The sequence below is a fragment of the Kribbella sp. NPDC026611 genome (assembly GCF_040638345.1).
Taxonomy (GTDB): domain Bacteria; phylum Actinomycetota; class Actinomycetes; order Propionibacteriales; family Kribbellaceae; genus Kribbella.
The window spans coordinates 187,426-206,966 of sequence record NZ_JBEZYC010000013.1; the positions used below are offsets into that span (position 1 = coordinate 187,426).

15 protein-coding genes are annotated in these 19,541 nt (G+C 68.3%); 3 read left to right on the forward strand and 12 right to left on the reverse strand.

The annotated features are described in order from the left end of the window. Positions 1–88: 88 nt before the first annotated feature. Positions 89–2,230: a glycoside hydrolase family 9 protein gene (locus AB0E69_RS38055; protein WP_360158141.1), complete on the forward strand. Its 2,142-nt coding sequence runs from the start codon at positions 89–91 to the stop codon at positions 2,228–2,230. A 55-nt stretch (positions 2,231–2,285) separates the two neighbouring features. On the opposite strand, the gene AB0E69_RS38060 is transcribed toward AB0E69_RS38055, so the two are convergent. From AB0E69_RS38060 to AB0E69_RS38070, 3 genes are read right to left on the reverse strand one after another with little or no spacing between them, the layout of a single operon-like run. After that, positions 2,286–3,239 carry a VWA domain-containing protein gene (locus AB0E69_RS38060; protein WP_360158144.1) on the reverse strand — a complete coding sequence of 318 codons (954 nt, stop codon included), beginning with the start codon at positions 3,237–3,239 and terminating at the stop codon, positions 2,286–2,288. Further along, positions 3,239–4,201 (reverse strand): DUF58 domain-containing protein, encoded by a 963-nt coding sequence (locus AB0E69_RS38065; protein ID WP_360158147.1) that lies wholly within the window; start codon positions 4,199–4,201, stop codon positions 3,239–3,241. The genes AB0E69_RS38060 and AB0E69_RS38065 overlap by 1 nt, the downstream gene beginning before the upstream one ends. 29 nt (positions 4,202–4,230) lie before the next feature. Continuing rightward, positions 4,231–5,265: a MoxR family ATPase gene (locus AB0E69_RS38070; protein WP_360158150.1), complete on the reverse strand. Its 1,035-nt coding sequence runs from the start codon at positions 5,263–5,265 to the stop codon at positions 4,231–4,233. Between the two features lie 224 nt (positions 5,266–5,489). Here AB0E69_RS38070 and AB0E69_RS38075 point away from each other — a divergent pair, with 224 nt between their 5' ends. Then, positions 5,490–6,353, forward strand: a complete 864-nt coding sequence (locus tag AB0E69_RS38075; RefSeq protein WP_360158153.1) for a hypothetical protein — start codon at positions 5,490–5,492, stop codon at positions 6,351–6,353. A gap of 16 nt (positions 6,354–6,369) precedes the next feature. On the opposite strand, the gene AB0E69_RS38080 is transcribed toward AB0E69_RS38075, so the two are convergent. From AB0E69_RS38080 to AB0E69_RS38105, 6 genes are all read right to left on the reverse strand, one after another. Beyond that, on the reverse strand, positions 6,370–7,155 hold the full coding sequence (locus tag AB0E69_RS38080; protein WP_360158156.1) for an aldo/keto reductase: 786 nt from the start codon (positions 7,153–7,155) through the stop codon (positions 6,370–6,372). 85 nt (positions 7,156–7,240) lie between these two features. Further along, the gene (locus AB0E69_RS38085) at positions 7,241–9,718 is read right to left on the reverse strand and encodes a LamG-like jellyroll fold domain-containing protein (RefSeq protein WP_360158159.1); all 2,478 of its coding nucleotides are present in this window, start codon (positions 9,716–9,718) and stop codon (positions 7,241–7,243) included. Between the two features lie 78 nt (positions 9,719–9,796). Continuing rightward, positions 9,797–10,798, reverse strand: coding sequence for a lactonase family protein (locus AB0E69_RS38090; RefSeq protein WP_360158162.1), 1,002 nt, complete (start codon positions 10,796–10,798; stop codon positions 9,797–9,799). Beyond that, positions 10,795–12,324 carry an alpha/beta fold hydrolase gene (locus tag AB0E69_RS38095; RefSeq protein WP_360158165.1) on the reverse strand — a complete coding sequence of 510 codons (1,530 nt, stop codon included), beginning with the start codon at positions 12,322–12,324 and terminating at the stop codon, positions 10,795–10,797. Before AB0E69_RS38095 ends, AB0E69_RS38090 begins: the two co-directional genes overlap by 4 nt. 136 nt (positions 12,325–12,460) lie before the next feature. Further along, positions 12,461–13,384: an oxidoreductase gene (locus AB0E69_RS38100; protein WP_360158168.1), complete on the reverse strand. Its 924-nt coding sequence runs from the start codon at positions 13,382–13,384 to the stop codon at positions 12,461–12,463. Positions 13,385–13,427: 43 nt separating this feature from the next. Next, entirely contained in the window at positions 13,428–14,891 is a 1,464-nt protein-coding gene (locus AB0E69_RS38105; protein ID WP_360158171.1) for a M36 family metallopeptidase, read from the reverse strand. 250 nt (positions 14,892–15,141) lie between these two features. On the opposite strand from AB0E69_RS38105, the gene AB0E69_RS38110 reads away from it, so the two are divergent. Next, complete coding sequence (locus AB0E69_RS38110; RefSeq protein WP_360158174.1) at positions 15,142–16,245, forward strand: winged helix DNA-binding domain-containing protein; 1,104 nt, start codon at positions 15,142–15,144, stop codon at positions 16,243–16,245. Positions 16,246–16,421: 176 nt separating this feature from the next. Here the strand turns inward: AB0E69_RS38110 and AB0E69_RS38115 are convergent, their stop codons facing one another. Genes AB0E69_RS38115 through AB0E69_RS38125 form a run of 3 tightly spaced genes read right to left on the reverse strand, consistent with a single transcriptional unit; the run spans position 16,422 to position 19,448 of the window. Continuing rightward, positions 16,422–17,480 (reverse strand): M48 family metalloprotease, encoded by a 1,059-nt coding sequence (locus tag AB0E69_RS38115; protein ID WP_360158177.1) that lies wholly within the window; start codon positions 17,478–17,480, stop codon positions 16,422–16,424. Between the two features lie 24 nt (positions 17,481–17,504). Continuing rightward, positions 17,505–18,653 carry a hypothetical protein gene (locus AB0E69_RS38120; protein ID WP_360158180.1) on the reverse strand — a complete coding sequence of 383 codons (1,149 nt, stop codon included), beginning with the start codon at positions 18,651–18,653 and terminating at the stop codon, positions 17,505–17,507. Between the two features lie 15 nt (positions 18,654–18,668). Further along, a complete protein-coding gene (locus AB0E69_RS38125; RefSeq protein ID WP_360158183.1) occupies positions 18,669–19,448 on the reverse strand; it encodes a hypothetical protein in 780 nt (259 codons plus the stop codon). Positions 19,449–19,541 lie beyond the last annotated feature (93 nt).

Here is a 19,541-nt window from a genome sequence, read left to right on the forward strand (position 1 = left end):
CAAACTTGACCTCAGCTCTTGACCGACCACTTGGCACGGGGTCAGCATGGCCGAAAGCTGAAAGCGCTCCCAGTCCGTCGGAGGCATCATGCGCCGCCCCGCCCTGCTGCTCGCCATCCTGCTCCCCCTCGGCACCACCCCGGCCGTCGCCGCCGACCCGCCGTACGAACGTGTCCTCAACGGCACCTTCGACACCACGAAGGATCCCTGGTGGACGAACGTCCCCGCTGCGCTCACCGACGGCCGCCTGTGCGCCGAGATCCCGGCAGGCACCGCCAACCCGTGGGACGCGATGATCGGCCAGGACGACGTGCCGATCGAGCAGGACCAGCCGTACACGGTCACCTTCGACGCATCGACCAGCCAACCGGCCCAGTTCCACGCCGTCCTCCAGCAGGCGGCAGCGCCGTACGGCCCGGTCCTCAACCAGACCGTCAGCACCACAACGACCCCGCAGACGTTCACGTTCACCGCCACCTCCCCCGTCACCGACACGCACGGCCAGATCTCGTTCCAGGCCGGCGGCGCGACCACGCCGTACACGCTGTGTCTCGACAACATCTCCGTCACCGGCGGCGTCCTCCCGCCCGGCGGCATCCGCGACTTCGGCTCACCGGTCCACGTCAACCAAGTCGGGTACGTCGCCAACGGCCCGAAGCGAGCCACCTACGTGACCGAGGCAACGATCGCCCAGCAGTGGCGCCTCGTTGACGAGAGCAACCAGATCGTTGCCACTGGCAAGACCAAGCCCTACGGCCACGACGCCCTCTCCGGTGATGACGTCCAACTCATTGACTTCAGCAACTACAGGACCGTGAGTGCCGGCCTGCGCTTAGCCATAGGCAACGACGTCAGCGAGCCTTTCGACATCAGCAAGCACCTGTACGCCGGCCTCCGTCGCGACGCGCTCGCCTACTTCTACAACAACCGCAGCGGCATCCCGATCGAGGCGAAGTACGTGGGCGAGGAATACGCCCGCCCAGCAGGCCACCTCGGCATCGCACCCAACCAGGGCGACACGAACGTCCCCTGCTACCCCGGCACGTGCGACTACAGCCTCGACGTCCGCGGCGGCTGGTACGACGCCGGCGACCATGGCAAGTACGTCGTCAACGGCGCACTCGCCGCCTGGCAGCTCCTCGACCTCTACGAGCAGACCGGCGGCGGACCTGCCCTCAACATCCCGGAGGCCGGCAACCGGATCCCCGACGTCCTCGACGAGGCCAAGTGGGAGCTCGACTTCCTCCTCCGCATGCAGGCACCGACCGGCATGGTCCACCACAAGGTCCACGACGAGAAATGGACCGCCCTCGGCACCCCGCCCGCAGCCGACCCGCAGCCGCGCTACCTCTACCCGGTCTCGACCGCGGCGACCCTCAACCTCGCTGCCGTCGGCGCCCGCTGCGCCCGCGTCTATGCGCGCTGGGACCACGCCTTCGCCGCCCGTTGCCTGACCGCCGCCCAGACGGCCTACAAGGCCGCTCAACAGCACCCGGACGTCTACGCACCACCTGGTGGCGAGGGCGGCGGTGCGTACGACGACACCAAGGTCACGGACGAGTTCTCCTGGGCCGCTGCGGAGCTGTTCGCCACCACCGGCAAAGCGGCGTACAAACGCGCCATCACCACCACCCTGACCGCGGACGGCTTCTCCTGGCAGGAGACAGGCGGCCTCGCCGACCTCGCCCTCGCCCGCGTGCCGGAGCGCCTGTCACCACCCGACCAGCGGAAGCTCCACCAACGGATCACGAACGTCGCCGCTAAATACCTCAAAGACATGAAGTCACAGGGATACGCGAACCCCTACAGGCCGGCCGACGGCCAGTACGTCTGGGGCTCCAATAGCGCCGTCGCGAACAACGCGATGATCCTCGCCCTCGCCGGCGACCGTGACGCTGCGTTGGAGTCCCTCGACTACTTGCTCGGCCGCAACGCGATCAACCAGTCCTACGTCACCGGGTACGGCGAACGCGCCAGCCACAACCAGCACCACCGCTTCTGGGCGCACTCGCTCAACCCCGCGCTCCCCTCGCCGTACCCCGGCTCGCTGGCCGGTGGACCCAACTCGCACCTGCAGGATCCCGTTGCCCAGCGCAACCTCCCGGGCTGCGCCCCGGCGAAGTGCTACCTCGACGAGATCGGCTCGTACTCGACCAACGAGGTCGCAATCAACTGGAACTCAGCGCTCGCCTGGCTGACCGCGTACGCCGATTCACAGGCAAAGCGGTGACGAGCCCGGCACCGGCCACAGGTACCGCTCAGGAGAAGCGGGTGGCGGGCGCCGATCAGGGGAAGCGGGTGGCGAGGGCGATGACGGCGCCGGCTGCGGCAAGGGTGAACAGCATTGCGATCCCGGCGAAGCGGGCGGTGACTTCCTTGTCCACCTCGTCGTAGCCGACCGAGGAACCGATGTCCTTGTAGACGTCCTCGAGCTCGCCGGCCGACTCCGCCGTGTACGCCTCGCCGCCGCTGATCTCGGCGACGCTGCGCAGCTCGGCGCGGTCCGGTGGGACCCGCTGCCGGATGCCGTCCATCTCGATGAAGCCCGAGTCGGTGCCGAAGCAGATCGTGTAGACCGGGGTGTGCTTCGCCTTGGCCTCCTGCGCGCCTTCCTGCGCGGTCCGGCCGACGGTCCGCTTGCCGTCGGACAGCAGCACGATGCGCGCCGGCGCCGGGTCGTGCGGGTGGTCCGGATCCGGCGGGACCTGGGTGAGCGCCTGCAGCGACGTGAAGATGCCCTCACCGGTGGCGGTCGATTCGGCGAGCTCGAGCCCGTCGACCGAGCGCAGTACCGTCGCGCGGTCGGTCGTCGGCGGCACGATGATCGACGCGGTACCGGCGAAGTTGACCAGCGCGACGTTGAACTTGGACGGCAGCTGGTTGATGAAGTTCTTCGCGGACTTCTTCGCCGCCTCCAGCCGGTTCGGGTCGATGTCGGTCGCCATCATCGAGAGCGAGACGTCGATCGCGACCACGATCGTGGCCCGCTCGCGCGGCACCTTGACCTTGTCCTTCGGCTGGGCGAACGCGAGGATGCACGTCATCGCCGCGAGCAACGCGAGCCCGACTGCCAGGTGCCGGCGCCACTGCGGCCGCCGCGGCGCGACCCGGTCCAGCAGCGCGATGTTGGTGAAGCGCAGCGCGTACTGCGACCGCCGGTGCTGGAGGAAGATGTAGCCGGCGACGACGACCGGGATGAGCAGCAGCCACCACAACCGACCCGGTGAGATGAACTCCATCAGCGAGCCACTCCCTTCGGCGGTTGGTGCAGGCGAGGCGCGACCCGCCGATAGGCGAGCACGAACCGGACCGTGTCCGCGACCCAGTCCCGGTCGGTCCGCAGTACGAGGTGTCCCGCACCTACCCTACGCAGGGCGGCTCTGGTTCGTTCCCGCTGCGCGAGCGCGGCGACCGAGAACGCCTCCCGGACCTTGCGCCGGCGGGTATCCAGCTCGCGCACCTCACCGGTCTCGGGATCACCGATCGTGACCACGCCGATGTTCGGGATCTCCAGCTCGCGCGGGTCGACGATCTCGACCGCGAGCACCTGGTGCTGCGCAGTGAGCTTGCGCATCGCGCGCTCCCAGGACGGTTCGAGCCGGCTGTCGACCTCGCCGTCCTGCGGGGTGAGGAAGTCGGACACGACGACGCGCAGTCCCCGCTTGCGTTGCGTCCGCGCCATCGACTCGAGCGCCGCGGCGAGGTCGCTGCGGTGTACTTCCTCGTCACCGGAGAACTGCTCCTGGAGCAACGCCCGCAGCAGGCCGTAGAGCGCGAGCCGACCGGACCGCGCCGGCCAGCGCCGCAACGCCGAGTCGCGCAGCATCAGCCCGCCGAACCGGTCGCCCAGCCGGTGGGTCAGGAACCCGACCGTGGCGACGGCCGCGACGGCCAACTCCCGCTTCTCGAGCGTCGACGTACCGAAGTCCATCGAGCCGGACAGGTCGACGAGCGCCCAGGTCTCCAGCTCGCGGTCCGCGATCAGGTCACGGACATGCGGGATCGTGGTCCGGGCGGTGACCGCCCAGTCCATTCGCCGGACGTCATCGCCGACCTGGTACGCGCGGGCCTCGGCAAGCTCGGTTCCTGGTCCGGGCAGCAGCCCCAGGTGTTCCCCGTGCAGGTAGCCCTCGAGCCGCCGTACGACGGTCAGCTCCAGCCGCCGCAGCGCACGCTCGGGCGCGAGCTGCGAGATCGTCATCGCAACTCGTGGATCGGGACGGTTGGGCACTACACGAACTCCGGGCGGCCGGTGCCGTCGGTGCCGTCGCGCCAGACGGGCTGCGGCGGTGGGACGGTGGCCAGGATGCGCTCGATCACCGCGCGTGGGTCGATATTGTCGGCGACCGCGTCGAAGGTGAGGCCGAGGCGGTGACCCATCACGTCCAGCGCGACGGTCTGGATGTCGCTCGGCAGCAGGTAGTCGCGGCCGTGGATCAGCGCCAGCGCGCGGCCGGCCGCGATCAGGCCGAGGGTCGCGCGCGGGCTGACGCCGAGCTCGATGATCGGCTCGAGGTCCGGGAGGTGGAAGTCGGTCGGCGTCCGGGTCGCCATCACCAGGCGGACGGCGTACTCCGCGACCAGGTTGTGCACGAAGACCTGCTCGGCCGACCGCTGGAGCTCCATGATCGTCTCCGGCTTCAGCACCTGCCGCGGCTCCGGCGGGTCGACGCTCATCCGGCGCAGGATCTCGAACTCCTCGTGCCCCCGCGGGTGCGGTACGTCGATCTTCACCAGGAACCGGTCCCGCTGCGCCTCCGGGAGCGGGTAGACGCCCTCGGACTCGATCGGGTTCTGGGTGGCGATCACGATGAACGGCTTCGGCATCGGGAAGGTCTGGCCGCCGATCGACACCTGCCGCTCGGCCATCAGCTCGAGCATCGCCGACTGCACCTTGGCCGGCGCCCGGTTGACCTCGTCGGCGAGGACGAAGTTGACGAAGGTCGGGCCGAGCTCGATGTCGAAGGTCTCCCGGGTCTGCCGGTAGATCCGGGTGCCGACGATGTCGGAGGGGACCAGGTCCGGGGTGAACTGAATCCGGGCGAACGTGCCGCCGACCACGGACGCGAAGGTCCGGACGGCCAGCGTCTTGGCGACGCCCGGGACACCCTCGAGCAGGCAGTGACCCTTCGCCAGCAGCGACACCATCAGGGTCTCGACCATGTGCTCCTGGCCGACGATGACCCGCTTCACCTCGGTGATCGCCTCGCCGATCAGCCGGGACTGCTGGGCCACCGAGCCTGTCGGCACCGTGGTTTCGGTCATGCCTGTCCTTCCGGGGTCCGCGCCGGGACCATGTTGTTACTGGCCATTCCCCACTTCGCAACACCGGCCATTCCATCAGATCGGCGGGGCCAGCGGTGCACGGCCCACCAGGTCCTTCCCCATCCTGCCCCTCCCGGCCAAATCGGGCGCCGTCAACCGGGCGGCTGACAGTCAGCTGACGGCCGTGGCGACAGTGCTACCGGGGATGTGGTGGGATTGGAGTGATGACAGCGACGGAATCCCAGCCCCAGGCACCACCGGCGGAAACGCCGGCGGAGACGCCTGCCCGGGCGATTCCGGAGGCGCTGCCGCTGCAGCCGGAGGACCCGCCCCGGGTCGGCGAGTTCTGGCTCCGCGGCCGGCTCGGCGCGAACGCGGCCGGTTACCTGTACGTCGCCAGCGACGAGACCGGCCGGGACGCCGTGGTCGCGATGATGACCGAAGGCTCCGCGGACGACGCGGCCGCCCGGGATCGGTTCGTCACCGCGGTCGACGAGCTGCCCGAGGAAGCGGTCCTCGCGCACAACGACGCGGACGACGACGACCTCGCGCTGTGGGCCGCGATCGGCCCGATCCGCACCGACGACGGAAGCAGTGCGGCGTCCGACGAGCGGCTGCTCGCCGAGCGCCGCGGCGAGGACGTGCTGTCCGCGGTCCTGATGGACCGCGTTCCGCAGCTCGGCAGGCTGCGCGGACCCGACTTCCGGCACTACTGGGAGAACCGCCGCCGGCCCGGCCTGTTCCGGATCTGGCCGCTGCCCTGGCCGAACGCGTTGCGCCCGGCATCCCGCTGGGCGCTGGCTCTGGCGCTGCTGACGATGGCGCTGATCATGGCGCTGGCCGTGTTCCTGGCCTGGCTGCTGTTCCACAACGCCCAGCCGCTCGAGCCGGAACCCGTCATCCCGACGCCGACCAACACGATCACCATCACGGTGACGCCGACCACTCCCCCGCCGGGCACGGGCGGTACGCCGACGACGACCGGCAGCACGCCGGCGACGCCGAACCCGACCTCGACCGATACGGTCCCGGTCCCGACCGGGCTCCCGTCCGGCAGCGCGTCGCCGACCGGCGGCGACAAGTTCTAGCTGCCGGCGGTCCGGCTCAGGACAGCAGGCGCAGCAGCTCGGGATCCCGCCACAGCTTTTCCGGCACCGGCTGCCGGACGAGCGCCGCGTCGGCCCGGATCTCGGCCGGGCTGGCGGCCGCGATCAGTACTGACGTGACCGCGGAATGCCTGCTGGGGAAGGCGAGCGCGGCCTGCGGCAGCGAGACGCCGTACCGCTCGCAGACCGCGGAGATCCGCCGGGCCTGGACCGACTCGGCCTGCAGGACCTGCGGGGTGAGGACGCTGGACACGATCACCGAGACGCCGCGGGCGACGCAACGATCGAGCAGCGGCGCTGCGGACCGGTCGAGCAACGAGTAGTGCGCAGTCAGCAGGACGCAGTCGAGGGCGACGTCGCGGACCAGGTGGTCGAGTTGGATCCAGTCGTCCGACACCGCACCGACGGCCTTGATCACCCCGTCCCGCCGCAGCCCGTCCAGGACCGGGTACGCCGACTCCTCGCGCGCGAACACCAGGTCGACGGCGAGGCCGAGCCGTTCACGACTCGTTTGCACAGACTCCTCAGGGTCGCCGACGACCTTCGTGGAGACCAGGAACTCACCCCGGGGTCGCTTCTGCAGCGCCGTACCGAGTCGTACTTCGGAGTCGCCGTACGCCGGTGACGTGTCGAAGAACCGGATCCCGGCCTGGTACGCCGCGTCCACGGTGGCGACCGCGGCGTCCGGCGCCGGCTCGCCGAGGTGCGAGCCGCTGAGGCCGAACCGCGGCGGCCGGAACCCGACCGTCGACCGGGGAGAGAGCACGTGACTCGGTGCGGCCACCGCGCTCACCTCCCCAGGTCGGTTTGGGTAGTACCAGGATCGGGGGTTTGCGACGACTTCGCATCTCGAACGAGGGCCCGGGGCCCTATCGACCGGATTCGTACAGGGCGCGCACCTCCTCGTCGGTGAGTGCGCGGTCGTAGACGTGCACCTGGTCGATCGTGCCGTCCAGGAAGTCGACCTGGTTGCCGCCGAACTTGGCCCGGCCGATGACGGTGTTGCCGGTCGAGCTCGCGTCCAGGCTGCAGGCGCTCTTGGTCGCGACCAACTGACCGTCGACGTACAGCTTCAGCTCGCCCTTGACCACGTCGCGGACGCCGGTGACGTGGTACCACTGGTCCGGGTTCGGCTTGGTCGGCGACAGCGCACGGATGCCTGGGAAGCTCATCGCGAACCGCTGGTCCTGGCCGGAGTACTGCAGGAAGAACGCGCTGTCGCGGTCGCCGTCCTGGCTGACGAAGGTCTGGAACGAGCCGTCGGCCTTGTTCAGCTTGACCCAGGCGCTCGCCGAGTAGTTGCCGCTGGTGTCGAGCAGCGCGGCGCCGGTGTCGACATATTGCCCGGATCCGTTCAGCGCAACGCCTTGGCCGTTCTTGCCTTCGGCAAAGACCGCGCCGCCCTGCAATGTGCCGTCGTTGTTGCCGACAGCATCTTCTGCGCTGCCGTCGAGCGGGTAGAAGTGGATGCCGTCAGCACCTGGTGTGCCCGGGCCCGGGTTCGGTCCGCCGGTGCCGCTGCCGTCCGCGCCGGCGATGATCTGCCGGTTGACCGTCCGGACCTGGGCGAAGTCCATCTTCGGGACCCGCCGGTCGTAGGTGAAGAAACCGTTCAGCTCGCCCTCGACATCGGTGAGCTGGGTGTACACCGAGCCGCCGATCCCGCACTGGTTGGCGGACTTGAGTACGTCGCGCTGATTCTCGACGTACCGTCTCGTCAGGGTGGCCGAGTCGGGCGTCATCTCGTACGCGAACCCGTCACCGAACCACATGTGGTCCGGGACCTTGAGCCCGAACCCGCCGTGCTCGCCGTCCACCGCGGCCCTGGTACCGGCCGGCGCGGTCGTCGCCGGGCCGAGGTACGCGTGGTAGTCGATCAGGTCACCGCGGCCGGAGTCGCCGTGCGAGTTGCAGCAGTTCACGCCGCTGTGCGCGTTGACGAGACGGGACGGGTCCTCGGCCTTGACGCTGTCGGCGATCCGGCCGGTCTCGGCCTGGTCCCACTCACCCCAGCCTTCGTTGAACGGCACCCAGACCGTGATCGAGGTGAAGCTCTTGTGCTCCTCGACCATCTCCCGCAGCTCGGATTTCCACTGCGTCCGCCACGGCTCGGGCATCGCGTCGGTCTTCGACGCCGGCATGTCCTGCCAGACCATCAGGCCGAGCTTGTCGGCCCAGTAGTACCAGCGATCCGGCTCGACCTTGATGTGCTTGCGGACGGTATTGAACCCGAGCCGCTTGTGCTGCTCGAGATCGAACCTGAGCGCCGCGTCGGTCGGCGCCGTGTTCAGCCCGTCCGGCCAGAAGCCCTGGTCGAGCGTGGACAGGTTGAAGAGGATCTTCCCGTTCAGCGCGATCCGGAGCTTGCCGTCGGCGCCCGGTTTCAGGCCGACGGACCGCATCCCGGCGTACGAACCGACCTGGTCGACGGTCTTGCCGCGGTCGATCAGGCGGACCTTGAAGTCGTACAGGAACGGGCTGTCCGGTGACCAGGTTTTCGGGTTCGGGATCGGCAGGCTCAGCTCCTGGTCGGCCTTGCCGCGGAGCTGCGCTACCTGGCGGCGGCCGTCGTACGCCGTGACCTCGACGTCTTGACCCGTCGGGCCGGCTGTGACCGCTGTGAGCTTGAACGACTTGCTGGGCAGGTCCGGGGTGATCTGCAGGCGCTCGATCGAGGCCGTGTTGACCGGCTCCATCCAGACGGTGCGCCAGATGCCGGAGCTGCCTTGGTAGAAGATGCCGTGGTCGGGGGTCTCGCGCTGCTTGCCGATCGGCTGGTACGTCTCGTCGGTCAGGTCCTCGGCCCAGACGATGAGTTCCTGCGGGCCCTTGGCGTGCAGGGCGGTGGTGACGTCGACGTCGAAACCGTCGTACCCGCCGCGGTGGGTGGCGACCTGCCGGCCGTTGACCCAGACTTTGGCGTCGTAGTCGACGGCGCCGAAGTGCAGGATCAGGCGCTTGCCCTTCCAATCACTCGGGACGGTGAAGGTACGGCGGTACCACATGCGGTCCTCGTGGCGCTGGATGCCGGAGAGCTGGGACTCGATCGGGTACGGGACGAGGATCTGCTCGGTGAGGGTGCGGCCGATCGGGGGTTGCTCGTCGGGGGCGGCTGGGGCCCACTCCCAGAGGCCGTTGAGGTTGCGCCACTCGGGGCGGGTGAGCTGGGGTCTCGGGTATTCGGGGAGGGCGTTGGTCGGTGAGACGTCCTTGGTCCACGGGGTGGTGAGCGACGGGGCCGCTTGGGCCTGGGCCTGGGGTGCTTGGGCCTGGGGTGCTTGGGCTTGGGCCGTCGGGGCCAGGATTGCGGAGGCTGTGAGGGCCGCGGCAACGAGGACTCTGAGCATGGGGCTTCCTTTCAGGGCGGAGAAAGGCAGTCCCCATGGAAACGTTCTCATCACAGAAACGCAAGAGCTCGCGCAGAATCAAACATTCACGCAGACCGGGGTCGGCGTGCTGAAGTCTCCCGTCTGGGTCAGCGTGCCGCCGTCGACCGCGAAGGTGGTCACGTTGTTCGACTTCTGGTTCGCCACGAACAGCAGCCGGCCGCTCGGATCGAACGCACAGTGCCGCGGCCAGTCACCACCACAGCTCGGCGTGCCGACCAGCTCCAGCTCGGCGCCGTGCGCACGGAAGACCGCGATGCTGTTGTGCCCACGGTTGGTCACGTAGACGAAGCCGTTGGAGACCACCACCTCGCCAGGGTAGTTCTGCGGACCGGCCGGCGCCGTCGGCTGGGTCGAAATCGGCGTCACCACACCATCGTCGTACCTGCAGATGGTGACCGTGCTGTCCAACTCGTCGGCAACGTAGGCAAACTGCCCCGAGGGGTCGAAGGCAAGATGGCGCGGTCCGGCTCCGGCCTCCACCTTCGCCTGGTGCTTCAGCGCGAGTTTGCCGTTGGCGAGCGCGTAGCTGTAGATCGAGTCGGTCCCGAGATCCACGGCCAGCACATAGTTGCCTGCCTGAACGACTTGGTGCGCATGCGGCTCGGCACCCTCGTGCCGGACCAGATCCGTTTGTTGCCCCAGGCTCCCGTCTGGCGCGATCGGATGCACCGCGATGTCACCGGAGCCGTAGTTGGCGCTCAGCAGATAGTTGCCGATGCGCGCCAAATGACACGGGCCAGATCCCTTGTTGGGTTGACGATTCAGCACTCGCGGCGGGCCGGAGATGTCGATCGCCGTCACCGCGCCGGCGTCCTGCTCGTTGACGGCATACAGGAATGTGCCGCTGCGGATGACGAACGAGGCGTTGGGCACACCCGCGATTGTGCCGGACGCGGTGAGCTTACCGTTGGCGTCGTACGTCGCGATGCCGATGCCGGCGCCGTACGTGCCGAGGTAGAGGGTGTTGCTCGGTGCGCGGTGAAGCTGGACGGCCGCGGCTGCGGCGAGGCCGAGGAATCCTCGACGGCTGACGGTCACGACGCCTCCGGGACGGTGAGCCAGGACGGTGAGCCGAAGGTGACGGTGCTGCCGAGCGTGCTCCGGCCGAGGTACCGCGGATCGACCGTGTCCACGACCAGGGTGAGGTGATGACCGGCCGGCACCTCCCAGCTCGTCGCCTCCAACCGCAGGTCGATCGCGCCGGCGGTCTGCAGCGTGGTGGGCTTGTGTGAGATCAGCGAGCCGACGCCGAGCGCGTCGACGTCGTACAGGTAGGCGAACAGGCTGGTGGTCGCCGACGGATTGACGGTCAGGTGCAGCGTGGGTGAGCCGTTGACGACGGTCGGCCGGCTGTACGTCGGGCCTGACCAGATGCCGGCGAAGTTGCGGTCGACGAGCGGCGTCGCTACGCCGGTCGGGATGGACAGCAGGCCTTGCAGCGCGCCGGATACCAGCGCCACGCCGCTGTCGGCGACCGTCGGCACGCCCGCGCCGATCCTCGTGCTCCATGTGGTCGCGGTCTGCGACAGGCCCGTCTTGGTCAGGTACGACGTGGTCGGTCGGCCGACCGCTGCCCAGTCCGGGTAGCCGCGCCAGACACCGCGCTGCGACTTGAGCTGCACCGGCTGGTTCGAGTCGCCTGGCGCGCCGGTCAGGTAGTGCCGGAGCCAGGTGGCGAGCTCGTCCCACGTCTCGTTGGGCAGGCCGATCGCGCCTGTCACCTCGGGCGTCGCATGGTCGCCGTGGGCCAGCAGGAGGCGCTTCGGTCCGGTCAGGCTGGTGAAGAAGTCGGTGTACTGCGACGGCGGGAAGATCGAGTCCTCGAACGCGTTGGCCAGGAACACCGCGGGCTGCCTGGCGTTGATCCGGTCGACCGCGGTCGCGGCGGACCGGACCGGCGAGATCTGCTTGGCCTCGGCGATCGCGCCGTCGAAGTCGCCGGTGACGAACTTGGTCTGCAACGACGCCATCTCCGGCCCCGGCCGGCCGGTGAGGTTGCCGAGGGCAAGTAGTCCGGCGACCGACTGGAGGGCGACTGTCTCGTTCGGGTCGAGGGAGCGGATCAGGTCGGCCCAGCCGCTCATCGCGCCGACCGCCTTGATCCGCGGGTCCTGCGCGGCGGCGAGCAGCGCCGTACCCGCGCCGTACGAAATCCCGACCGCGGCGACCCGGCTGGTGTCGGCCGGCGTGTGCTGGCCGGCCCAGTCGATCACTTTGCTGACGTCGGCGACCGTGGGCGGGCCGGCGATGTCGATAGCGCCGCCCGAGTCCCAGAAGCCGCGGCTCGAGTACGAGATCACCTGGAAGCCTGCGGTGGCGAGCTTGCTCCCCTGGCCGACGTACTCGACGTTGGGGACGCCCCAGCTCGACGGCATCACGACGAGCGGGAACGGGCCGTCGCCTTGGCCGGTCGGCGTCAGGACGACGGCGCCGAGCTCGATCCCGCCGGCGCCCGGGATCCGCTCGTACGCGGTGGTGAAGCCGGGGCTTGCCTGAGCGGGCGGGCCGAGCGTCAGCAGGATCAGGGCGGTTGCGATTGCGAGGGCGGCGACGAGACGGCGCACTGGTGACCTCCTTGAGCGTTACTGGAGGGTAACCAGGTTGTGCCCCTGTGTCACTAGTTCCGCACGGTGCGTGTCGGATTCCTGTGGGGCGTCGGAGTCACCCGGGCGTGCCGGATTCACGCGGTGGGTGCCGGATTCACGCGGTGGGTGTCGGGTTCACGCCGGTTGCCTCGACGGACCACTCCCAGAGACGCTCGGCCAGCTCGGGATCCTGGGCGGTACGGGTCGGCAGCACGAGCTTCGGCGTACCGCGGTACTCGAGGAAGCCGGGTCCGACGTACGAACCGGGGCGGAGGCCAGGCTCGGTGGCGGCGTACAGGCTCGGCCAGGCACCGGCCGCGGCGGACTGCGCAACGAGGCGGGTGGCGGCGCTCCAGACGCGCGCCTGCAACTGCCGGCCGGCGAGCTCCGGACCGGCGGCCTGGAGATGCGTGGCGGCGTAGCCGGGGTGGGAGCCGGCGCTGAGCACCGAGGCGTTGGCGGCGCGGGCGCGGCGGTCGAGCTCGAGCATGAAGAGGAGGTTGGCGAGCTTCGACTTCGCGTACGCCTCCCACTTGCGATAGCCGCTGGGCCCCTGACGGAAGTCCTGCTCACTGATCCCGCTGACGGTCTTGTGCATGAACGAGCTGACCGTGACAACCCTGCTTCCCTTAAGTAACAAAGGAAGCAGCCGACCAGTGAGAGCGAAGTGGCCGAGGTGGTTGGTGCCGACCTGCAGCTCGAACCCGTCGATCGTCTGCCGGTACGGCGGCGCCATCACGCCGGCGTTGTTGACCAGGATGTCGAGCCGGTCGTAGGTCTTGATGACCTCGCCGGCCGCCTTCTCGACACTGCCGAGGTCGGCGAGGTCGAGCTCGACCACGGCCGGCGCGCGGCCTGCCGCCCGGGCCAGATCTTGCACCGCCTGCTCGGCCTTCGCCGCGTCGCGCGCACCGATCAGGACGTCGGCGCCGTGCTTCAGCAGCTCGAGCGCGGTCTGGTACCCAATGCCGCTGGTGGCGCCGGTGACGAGCGCCCGTCGCCCGGTCAGGTCAGGGATGTCCGCAGTACTCCAGGTCATGCGCCCACAGTAACCATGGGCGCATGACCTGTAACTTACTTACTCACAGAATCTTGCGGGCCTTGAAGGCGTCGGTCACGGTCTGGGCCGCGGCCTTGCCGTACAGCAGCCGGGCAGCCTGGACGGTGTCCTGGGCCGCGGCGGCGAACGAGGTGTCGGGGTCGTAGAAGAACGTCGCCTCGAGAATCAGCTTGTTCGCCTTGGTGCGGCCGAGGTTCTGGTGGATGTCCCAGAGCGCGCGGGACCAGATCTCGCCGTCGTCGTGGACCTCACCGTCGATGTCGTCGGTGGTCTTGGTGCCGTCGGTCCGGCGCAGGCAGTGCGGCTCGTCGGTGGTGTACGACGTCGCGTCCCAGTCCATCACGCACGGCAGGTTGAAGCCCTTGCTGACCGGGACCGAGTTGGTCACCGCCCAGTAGTCGCCCCAGCCCTCACCGATCGCGCCGGCCTGTTCGGACTCGCCGAACCCGGGTACGACGTCGTCCTGGATGGCGTGCCCGTACTCGTGCCAGATCACCTCGGCGTCCTCGGCGTCGTCGACACCGCCCTCGCCCATCGTGATCATGTCGGTCGACGGGTCGTAGAACGAGTTGTCACCGGCGAAGGTGTCGATCGAGAAGTCCTGCGACTCGTTGTTCACGTCGGTGAACCCGAGCGAGTGGATGTACTCCTGCGTCTGGTTCACGTGGTAGTACGCCATCACCTGCTCGAACTTGTCGTTCGCGCGCTGGTAGATGAAGTTGTTGTTCTTGTTCTGCGCGATGCCGCCCTTGGCTTCCTTGATGTTGACGTAGCTGCCGTTGAGCTTGCCCGAACCGTCCAGGTTGCGCAGGATCACGTTCTTCTGCGCCAGGAACAACGCGTCCTGGTTCTTGTCGTTCATGTCGGTGAGCTTCTCGTTCTGCTCACTCACCACCGGGTTCGGGTCGAAGACCGAGCCGTGCCCGTCGACGTTGTCGCTGATCACCTTCGAGGCGACCACACTGCCGGTCTTGGCGTCGACGAGCGAACGGCTGACGCCCTCCGTCGAACGGCTGGTGACGTTCCAGACGAGGCGCGCGTTCGGTCCGCCGATGACGGCGAGCTGCGCGGCCCCGCTGGTCGCGGCCGGCTGCTGGGTGAGGCTCTTCCCCGGTCCGGCGATCCGGGCCCGGTTCGCCCGCGCGGTGACGGCCGAGTTCGCGGACTGGGTCGCGCTCGCCGCTTGGACCTTGGCGCTGACGTCCAGGTCCGCCGGTACGGCGTCCCGCCCGTCCGCAATCTCGGTAGTACCGCTCTTCGTCACGTGCTTGGCGTAGTACCCGTCGATGACCGGCAGGCCCTTGAAGGTCTGCTGGTACCAGTAGTGGGTGCCGAACAGCGACGTCTTGGTCTTGACCAGCTTCAGGCCGTTCGGGTCGGTCTTCGCTCCCGGCGCGGCCCCCGCGGCGCTCGTGAAGGACAACCCCAGCGAAACAGTGGCCAACCCAGCGGTAACGGCCACGAGCGCCTTGCGGCGTCTACTCATACGTTTCCCTCCCACATCCGTGTTTGCGTAACGCAACCACTACAATCCGTCGAACCCTAGTTCGGCCGACACCCGCCTGGGAAGCAAAACTTTCCGGCATTTCCCCCGCGCAAGGGAAAACCTCTCACCCGCCTTGCCGTGGTGCTCCTCGCCCGCACCGCGCTGTCCGATTCAGCCGGATGAGTAGAGGACAAGTCCTGTCCGCTAACCGGCCTAGCGTGGAACCCGCTCACCACGAGAGGATCCCGCCATGCCGAAGCTCAGCCTCCAGGCCCTGAACCGCGCCACGCTCGACCGCCAGTGGCTCCTCGACCGCCACGACGCAACCGCACTGGAAGCGATAGAGCACCTGGTCGGCATGCAGGCTCAGTCCCCACAGGCGCCGTACGTCGGCCTCTGGACCCGCCTCACCAACTTCGACCCCAACGATCTCGTCCGCCTGCTGGAGGACCGGGTTGCCGTCCGAGGTTCGATGATGCGCGCAACCATCCACCTCGTCTCGAGCCGCGACTTCCTGTCCTTCCGCCCGCTCCTCCAGCCGCGCCTGGAACGCGAGGTCTACCAGAACATGACCTACGGCCGCCACCGCCTGGAAGGCCTCGACATGAACGCAGTCCTAGCCGCCGGCGTCGCCCGCCTGACCGAGGGCCCCGCCACCGCATCCCAGCTCCGAGACCACCTCTCCGCCCTCTGGCCCGACCGAGACCCGGCAGCCCTCGCCCACGCCGTCCGCTGCCTGCTCCCCACCATCCAGACCCCGCCAAGAGGCCTCTGGAAGCAGAGCGGCAACGCCGCCATCTCCACTGCCGACCTGTGGCTCAACACCTCGGTCACCGCCACCCCGTCACCAGACGACCTGGTCCTCCGCTACCTGGCCGCCTACGGCCCAGCCACCATCGCCGACGCCCAGAACTGGTCAGGCCTGACCCGCCTCAACGAAGTCTTCGACCGCCTCGACCTCCGCACCTACACCGACGCAGAATCCGGCCGCACCCTCTACGACCTCCCCCACCTCACCCTCCCACCCGAAGACACCCCCGCCCCCACCCGCTTCCTCCCCGAATACGACAACCTCCTCCTCTCCCACGCCGACCGCACCCGCTGGCAGTCCCCCCAACCCCGCCAATCCCTCCCCCTCAACACCCTCCTAACCAAAGGCACCCTCCTCCACAACGCCACCCCCACAGCCCTCTGGACCCACCCCAAACAAACCAATAAAACCGCAACCCTAGAAATCACCCCCTTCATCAAACTCACCCCCAAAGCCTGGCAACTAATAGAAGCCGAAGCCCACAACCTCCTGGCCTTTACCAGCCCAGACACAACTCACGAGGTCAAACGGATCGACGGCTGACGCACACCACAAGCTCCGGTAGGGTTCTGACGTCGGCAGAGGTGCGCTAACACCGTTGACGTCGATGAGGCCGCGGCGCATCTCTTGGATCCGAACTCCGTGTGCTGCGGCCTCCGAAATCCCGTGCGACGTCACCAGGTTCGCTCTGGTGTGCGCATTCGGCCGCGCCGCGCTGATCAGCCCCAGGATTTGGGCGGAATGCCCTCGGTCCGCTCCAGGGTGCGTACACGTTCCATCAGCGACGGTCTGCTCGACATGACCTGGGCGCGTCGGCTCTCGTCGCGACCGAGTGTCTGCTGGTGTTGCACCTGCCAGCCGTAGAGGACCTGCACGAGCATGCTGCCATAGCCCAGTGCAGCTGCCTTCTGATCAGCCTGCTTGACGTGCCACCGGTTGAGCCAAGCCAGGAACGGCGGAGCGATAAACGGCGTGACGAACAGGAATGGCCAGATGTAGCCGTGCCCAAGTGCGAAGACCGCGAGGATGAGGCCGATGTACGCCATCCCGAGGAAACCGCCGATCAAACACCCCAGCGCTGGTACTCGCCGCATCAACCTGGCGACGGCCCGCACCGCGATCAATCCACACCGAGCCGGGATCGAATACCAGAAGCTCAGCATGTTGAGCCACGACCGGCCGCCGAGGTGGTGGCCAAGCTCGTGCGCCAAGACAGATTCGAGATGCGACGGGGGCAGGGTGTACAGCGCCCACCGCGTGACAGCCACGAGGTGTCCGGGCGTCGGCGTCGAGTTGACGTCCTCCGATTCTTGGATCCAGAGCGTGTACCGTGCGCTGCGAACGTCGGCCCGCTGCAACAACTGATGCCAGATTGGCGCGAGACGCTGCTGCTCGATCAAGGTTGGTTCGCGCAGGCGGAACAGGTAGCGCGCGAGGGCAGCCTCGGTCGGGGCCAGAAAGGTAACCGCTCCCGAAGCGATCCAGAGTGCGATCACAATCCACCCCCAGCCAAATCCGATCGCTCCGGCGACCCAAACGACCAGGATCAAGCTCCAGAAGAACCACGGCACAGCCGTCAGAAGCGAGATCCAGGCGGACGGCTCCGGGATAAAGGCCGCCGCACCTCGTGGCGGAGTCGGATCACCGCCGCCGGCACCCGGCAGTTCCCGTGGCGGCTGGCTGCCTTGAGGGAGGTCGTGGGGTGGGGGGATCGGGCCTTGGTTTGACGGGCCCTGCCAGCTGCCGTTTTGCTCGTTCGGCTCACCAGGGCCGGTCATTGGGGTTCTCCTTGGGGTGGCGGGTTAGTAGAGGGAGACGTGGACGTGGTCGAAGTGGCCGCCGGTGGCGTCTGTGGGGTCGTAGACGCCGCCGCCGTTGTACGGGATCCACGTGCCGCGGCGCGCTGACCAGATCTTGCCGTACCAGATCACGTAGTGCACGCCTGTCTGCCCAGCGGTCTTGACGGCCCAGTTGGCGATCTGGTCGCCGCGAGCCCTGGCGGGCGCCGACTTTCGTGCGTCAGTGCCCACCATGACATCGCACGCCTTGCCACGTGGATGGTCACTGGTCGGGTTCCAAGCATGGGCGTCCCAGCAGCTCATGCTGAGATTGCCCAGGTTCTTCCGAGCCAGCGCGACCCACGCCGCCGTACGAGGGGTCACCAGACCACCCGTGCCGGTCGGGTCCGTGACGCTCTGGGCCTCCGGTGGCCAGACCCCGTTGATGGGCTTGCCGTCGACCAGACCGCCGCCGATCTGGCCACACTCATTCGCATCCTGGAGTCCGTCCGCAGCCGAACCACCGGTCGGCGCATCCGCGCGACCGGCGTACGGATCGCCGGATCTGGTCAGATTGATCCCGGCCTGCGCGGCGATCTCACGCGCCTCCGTCTCGCGTGTCGCATAACGCTCCGGGAAGCCCGAAACCTGCACCGCCTGGGCAGCGTCTCCGAGATTCATCGACGGCCAACCGTTGATGTCCACGAGGCCGGGCGGATCGGGCTTCTCTGCTCCTCCGAAGAAGGCCTCGATCGCATAGTGCGGATTCAGGATCTCGTCGCGTGTTCCCCAGCCGGCAGCGGGCCGCTGCTGGAACAGACCGACCGAGTCGAGATCGCCGTACGTCAGGTTCTGCAGGTCCGACTCGACCAGTGCGGTCATCAGCGCGATGAGCGTTGCCTTGCCCGGCAGACCGCGCTGCACCGCCACCTGATCGATCAGCTTGGCGAACCCGACCTGCGCCAGGCGAACCGGCATCCGCGTCTTCGGGTCGCCGACCTGTCCGGGGATGCCTGGAAGGCAGGCAGCCTGCGACTGACCGGTACCGCCGAACGGCGCCAGCATCAGCAAGCTCGCGACTCCGATAATCGCGAGCACCGCAGCGCCTTTGACGAACACGCCGCGGCTGGCGACCGAGAGGAGTCCTCGACCGAGATCACGCTCGTCGAACATCGCAGTCCCCCGCCGTCATGGCCCCGTACCGCCAGACACCTCACTGATGACCCACTGGCCGTTCGGATTGCCGAGGGTGACGAGCAGGGGTAGTTCGAACCGCTGGGGGTGCTTGCCGGTGACATCGATGGTGACCTTCACGAACCGCGTGATCCGGTCAGGTGTGTCCACAGGAGCCTCGGCGGTGGCCGGAGGCGCGCCGACCGGCACTGAGATGACTGTCGACTTCCCGCCATCAGTCTTGAGAGCGTCGTACGTCGGGTCGCCTGCCGCACTGAAGCTCGAAGCCACCTCGGGGGTCATGTACTTCGCGCACTTCGACACCAGAGCGGCGTACGTCTCCGCGCTCGGGTCGCGCGTGTAGAAGGCTCTTGCCCAGGCGCCGACCACATCAGTCGCCAACGCGGTCGCCTCGGACGACGGGCGCTGGGTGAGAGGTGGCGGCGTGGTGAGGGCGGCGGAGGTTGGCGCGGTCGGTTGGCTCTGCTGCGTTCCGGGAGCGGTGGGGAGTACGACGGAGCGCCCGGGCGTGAGCAAACTGATCGGAGCGCCGTCGTCCTTGCTCTTCCCGCCCAACAGGCGCGGCAGTCCGCCGCCGATCCCGAGAATGACGATCGCGAGCACGACAACTAGGACCAGGATCGTCACAGGGCTGGTCGGCTCGGCCTGACGCTGATTCCGCAACCAGGCCATCCGCTGCGCGTGGTCGTCACGGCGCCAGGTCTTCTTGGCGCGGCGGCGTTCCCGGCCGCTGAGGTCGTCCAGCTCCTCGGGATAGTCGTAGTCGGTGCTCATCAACGAGCGCCAACCGTCCGGCTCGTTTGGCCGCTGCCGACCTCCGGACCGCTGACGACCGGTGTCCGCGTCCTGCGGATCCGGGGCGCGATG

Coding starts and splice junctions, on each gene's coding strand:
- AB0E69_RS38055 (WP_360158141.1), top strand. CDS start 89: ATGCGCCGCCCCGCCCTGCTGCTCGCCATCCTGCTCCCCCTCGGCACC.
- AB0E69_RS38060 (WP_360158144.1), bottom strand. CDS start 3,239: ATGGAGTTCATCTCACCGGGTCGGTTGTGGTGGCTGCTGCTCATCCCG.
- AB0E69_RS38065 (WP_360158147.1), bottom strand. CDS start 4,201: ATGACGATCTCGCAGCTCGCGCCCGAGCGTGCGCTGCGGCGGCTGGAG.
- AB0E69_RS38070 (WP_360158150.1), bottom strand. CDS start 5,265: ATGACCGAAACCACGGTGCCGACAGGCTCGGTGGCCCAGCAGTCCCGG.
- AB0E69_RS38075 (WP_360158153.1), top strand. CDS start 5,490: ATGACAGCGACGGAATCCCAGCCCCAGGCACCACCGGCGGAAACGCCG.
- AB0E69_RS38085 (WP_360158159.1), bottom strand. CDS start 9,718: ATGCTCAGAGTCCTCGTTGCCGCGGCCCTCACAGCCTCCGCAATCCTG.
- AB0E69_RS38100 (WP_360158168.1), bottom strand. CDS start 13,384: ATGACCTGGAGTACTGCGGACATCCCTGACCTGACCGGGCGACGGGCG.
- AB0E69_RS38105 (WP_360158171.1), bottom strand. CDS start 14,891: ATGAGTAGACGCCGCAAGGCGCTCGTGGCCGTTACCGCTGGGTTGGCC.
- AB0E69_RS38110 (WP_360158174.1), top strand. CDS start 15,142: ATGCCGAAGCTCAGCCTCCAGGCCCTGAACCGCGCCACGCTCGACCGC.
- AB0E69_RS38115 (WP_360158177.1), bottom strand. CDS start 17,480: ATGACCGGCCCTGGTGAGCCGAACGAGCAAAACGGCAGCTGGCAGGGC.
- AB0E69_RS38120 (WP_360158180.1), bottom strand. CDS start 18,653: ATGTTCGACGAGCGTGATCTCGGTCGAGGACTCCTCTCGGTCGCCAGC.
- AB0E69_RS38125 (WP_360158183.1), bottom strand. CDS start 19,448: ATGAGCACCGACTACGACTATCCCGAGGAGCTGGACGACCTCAGCGGC.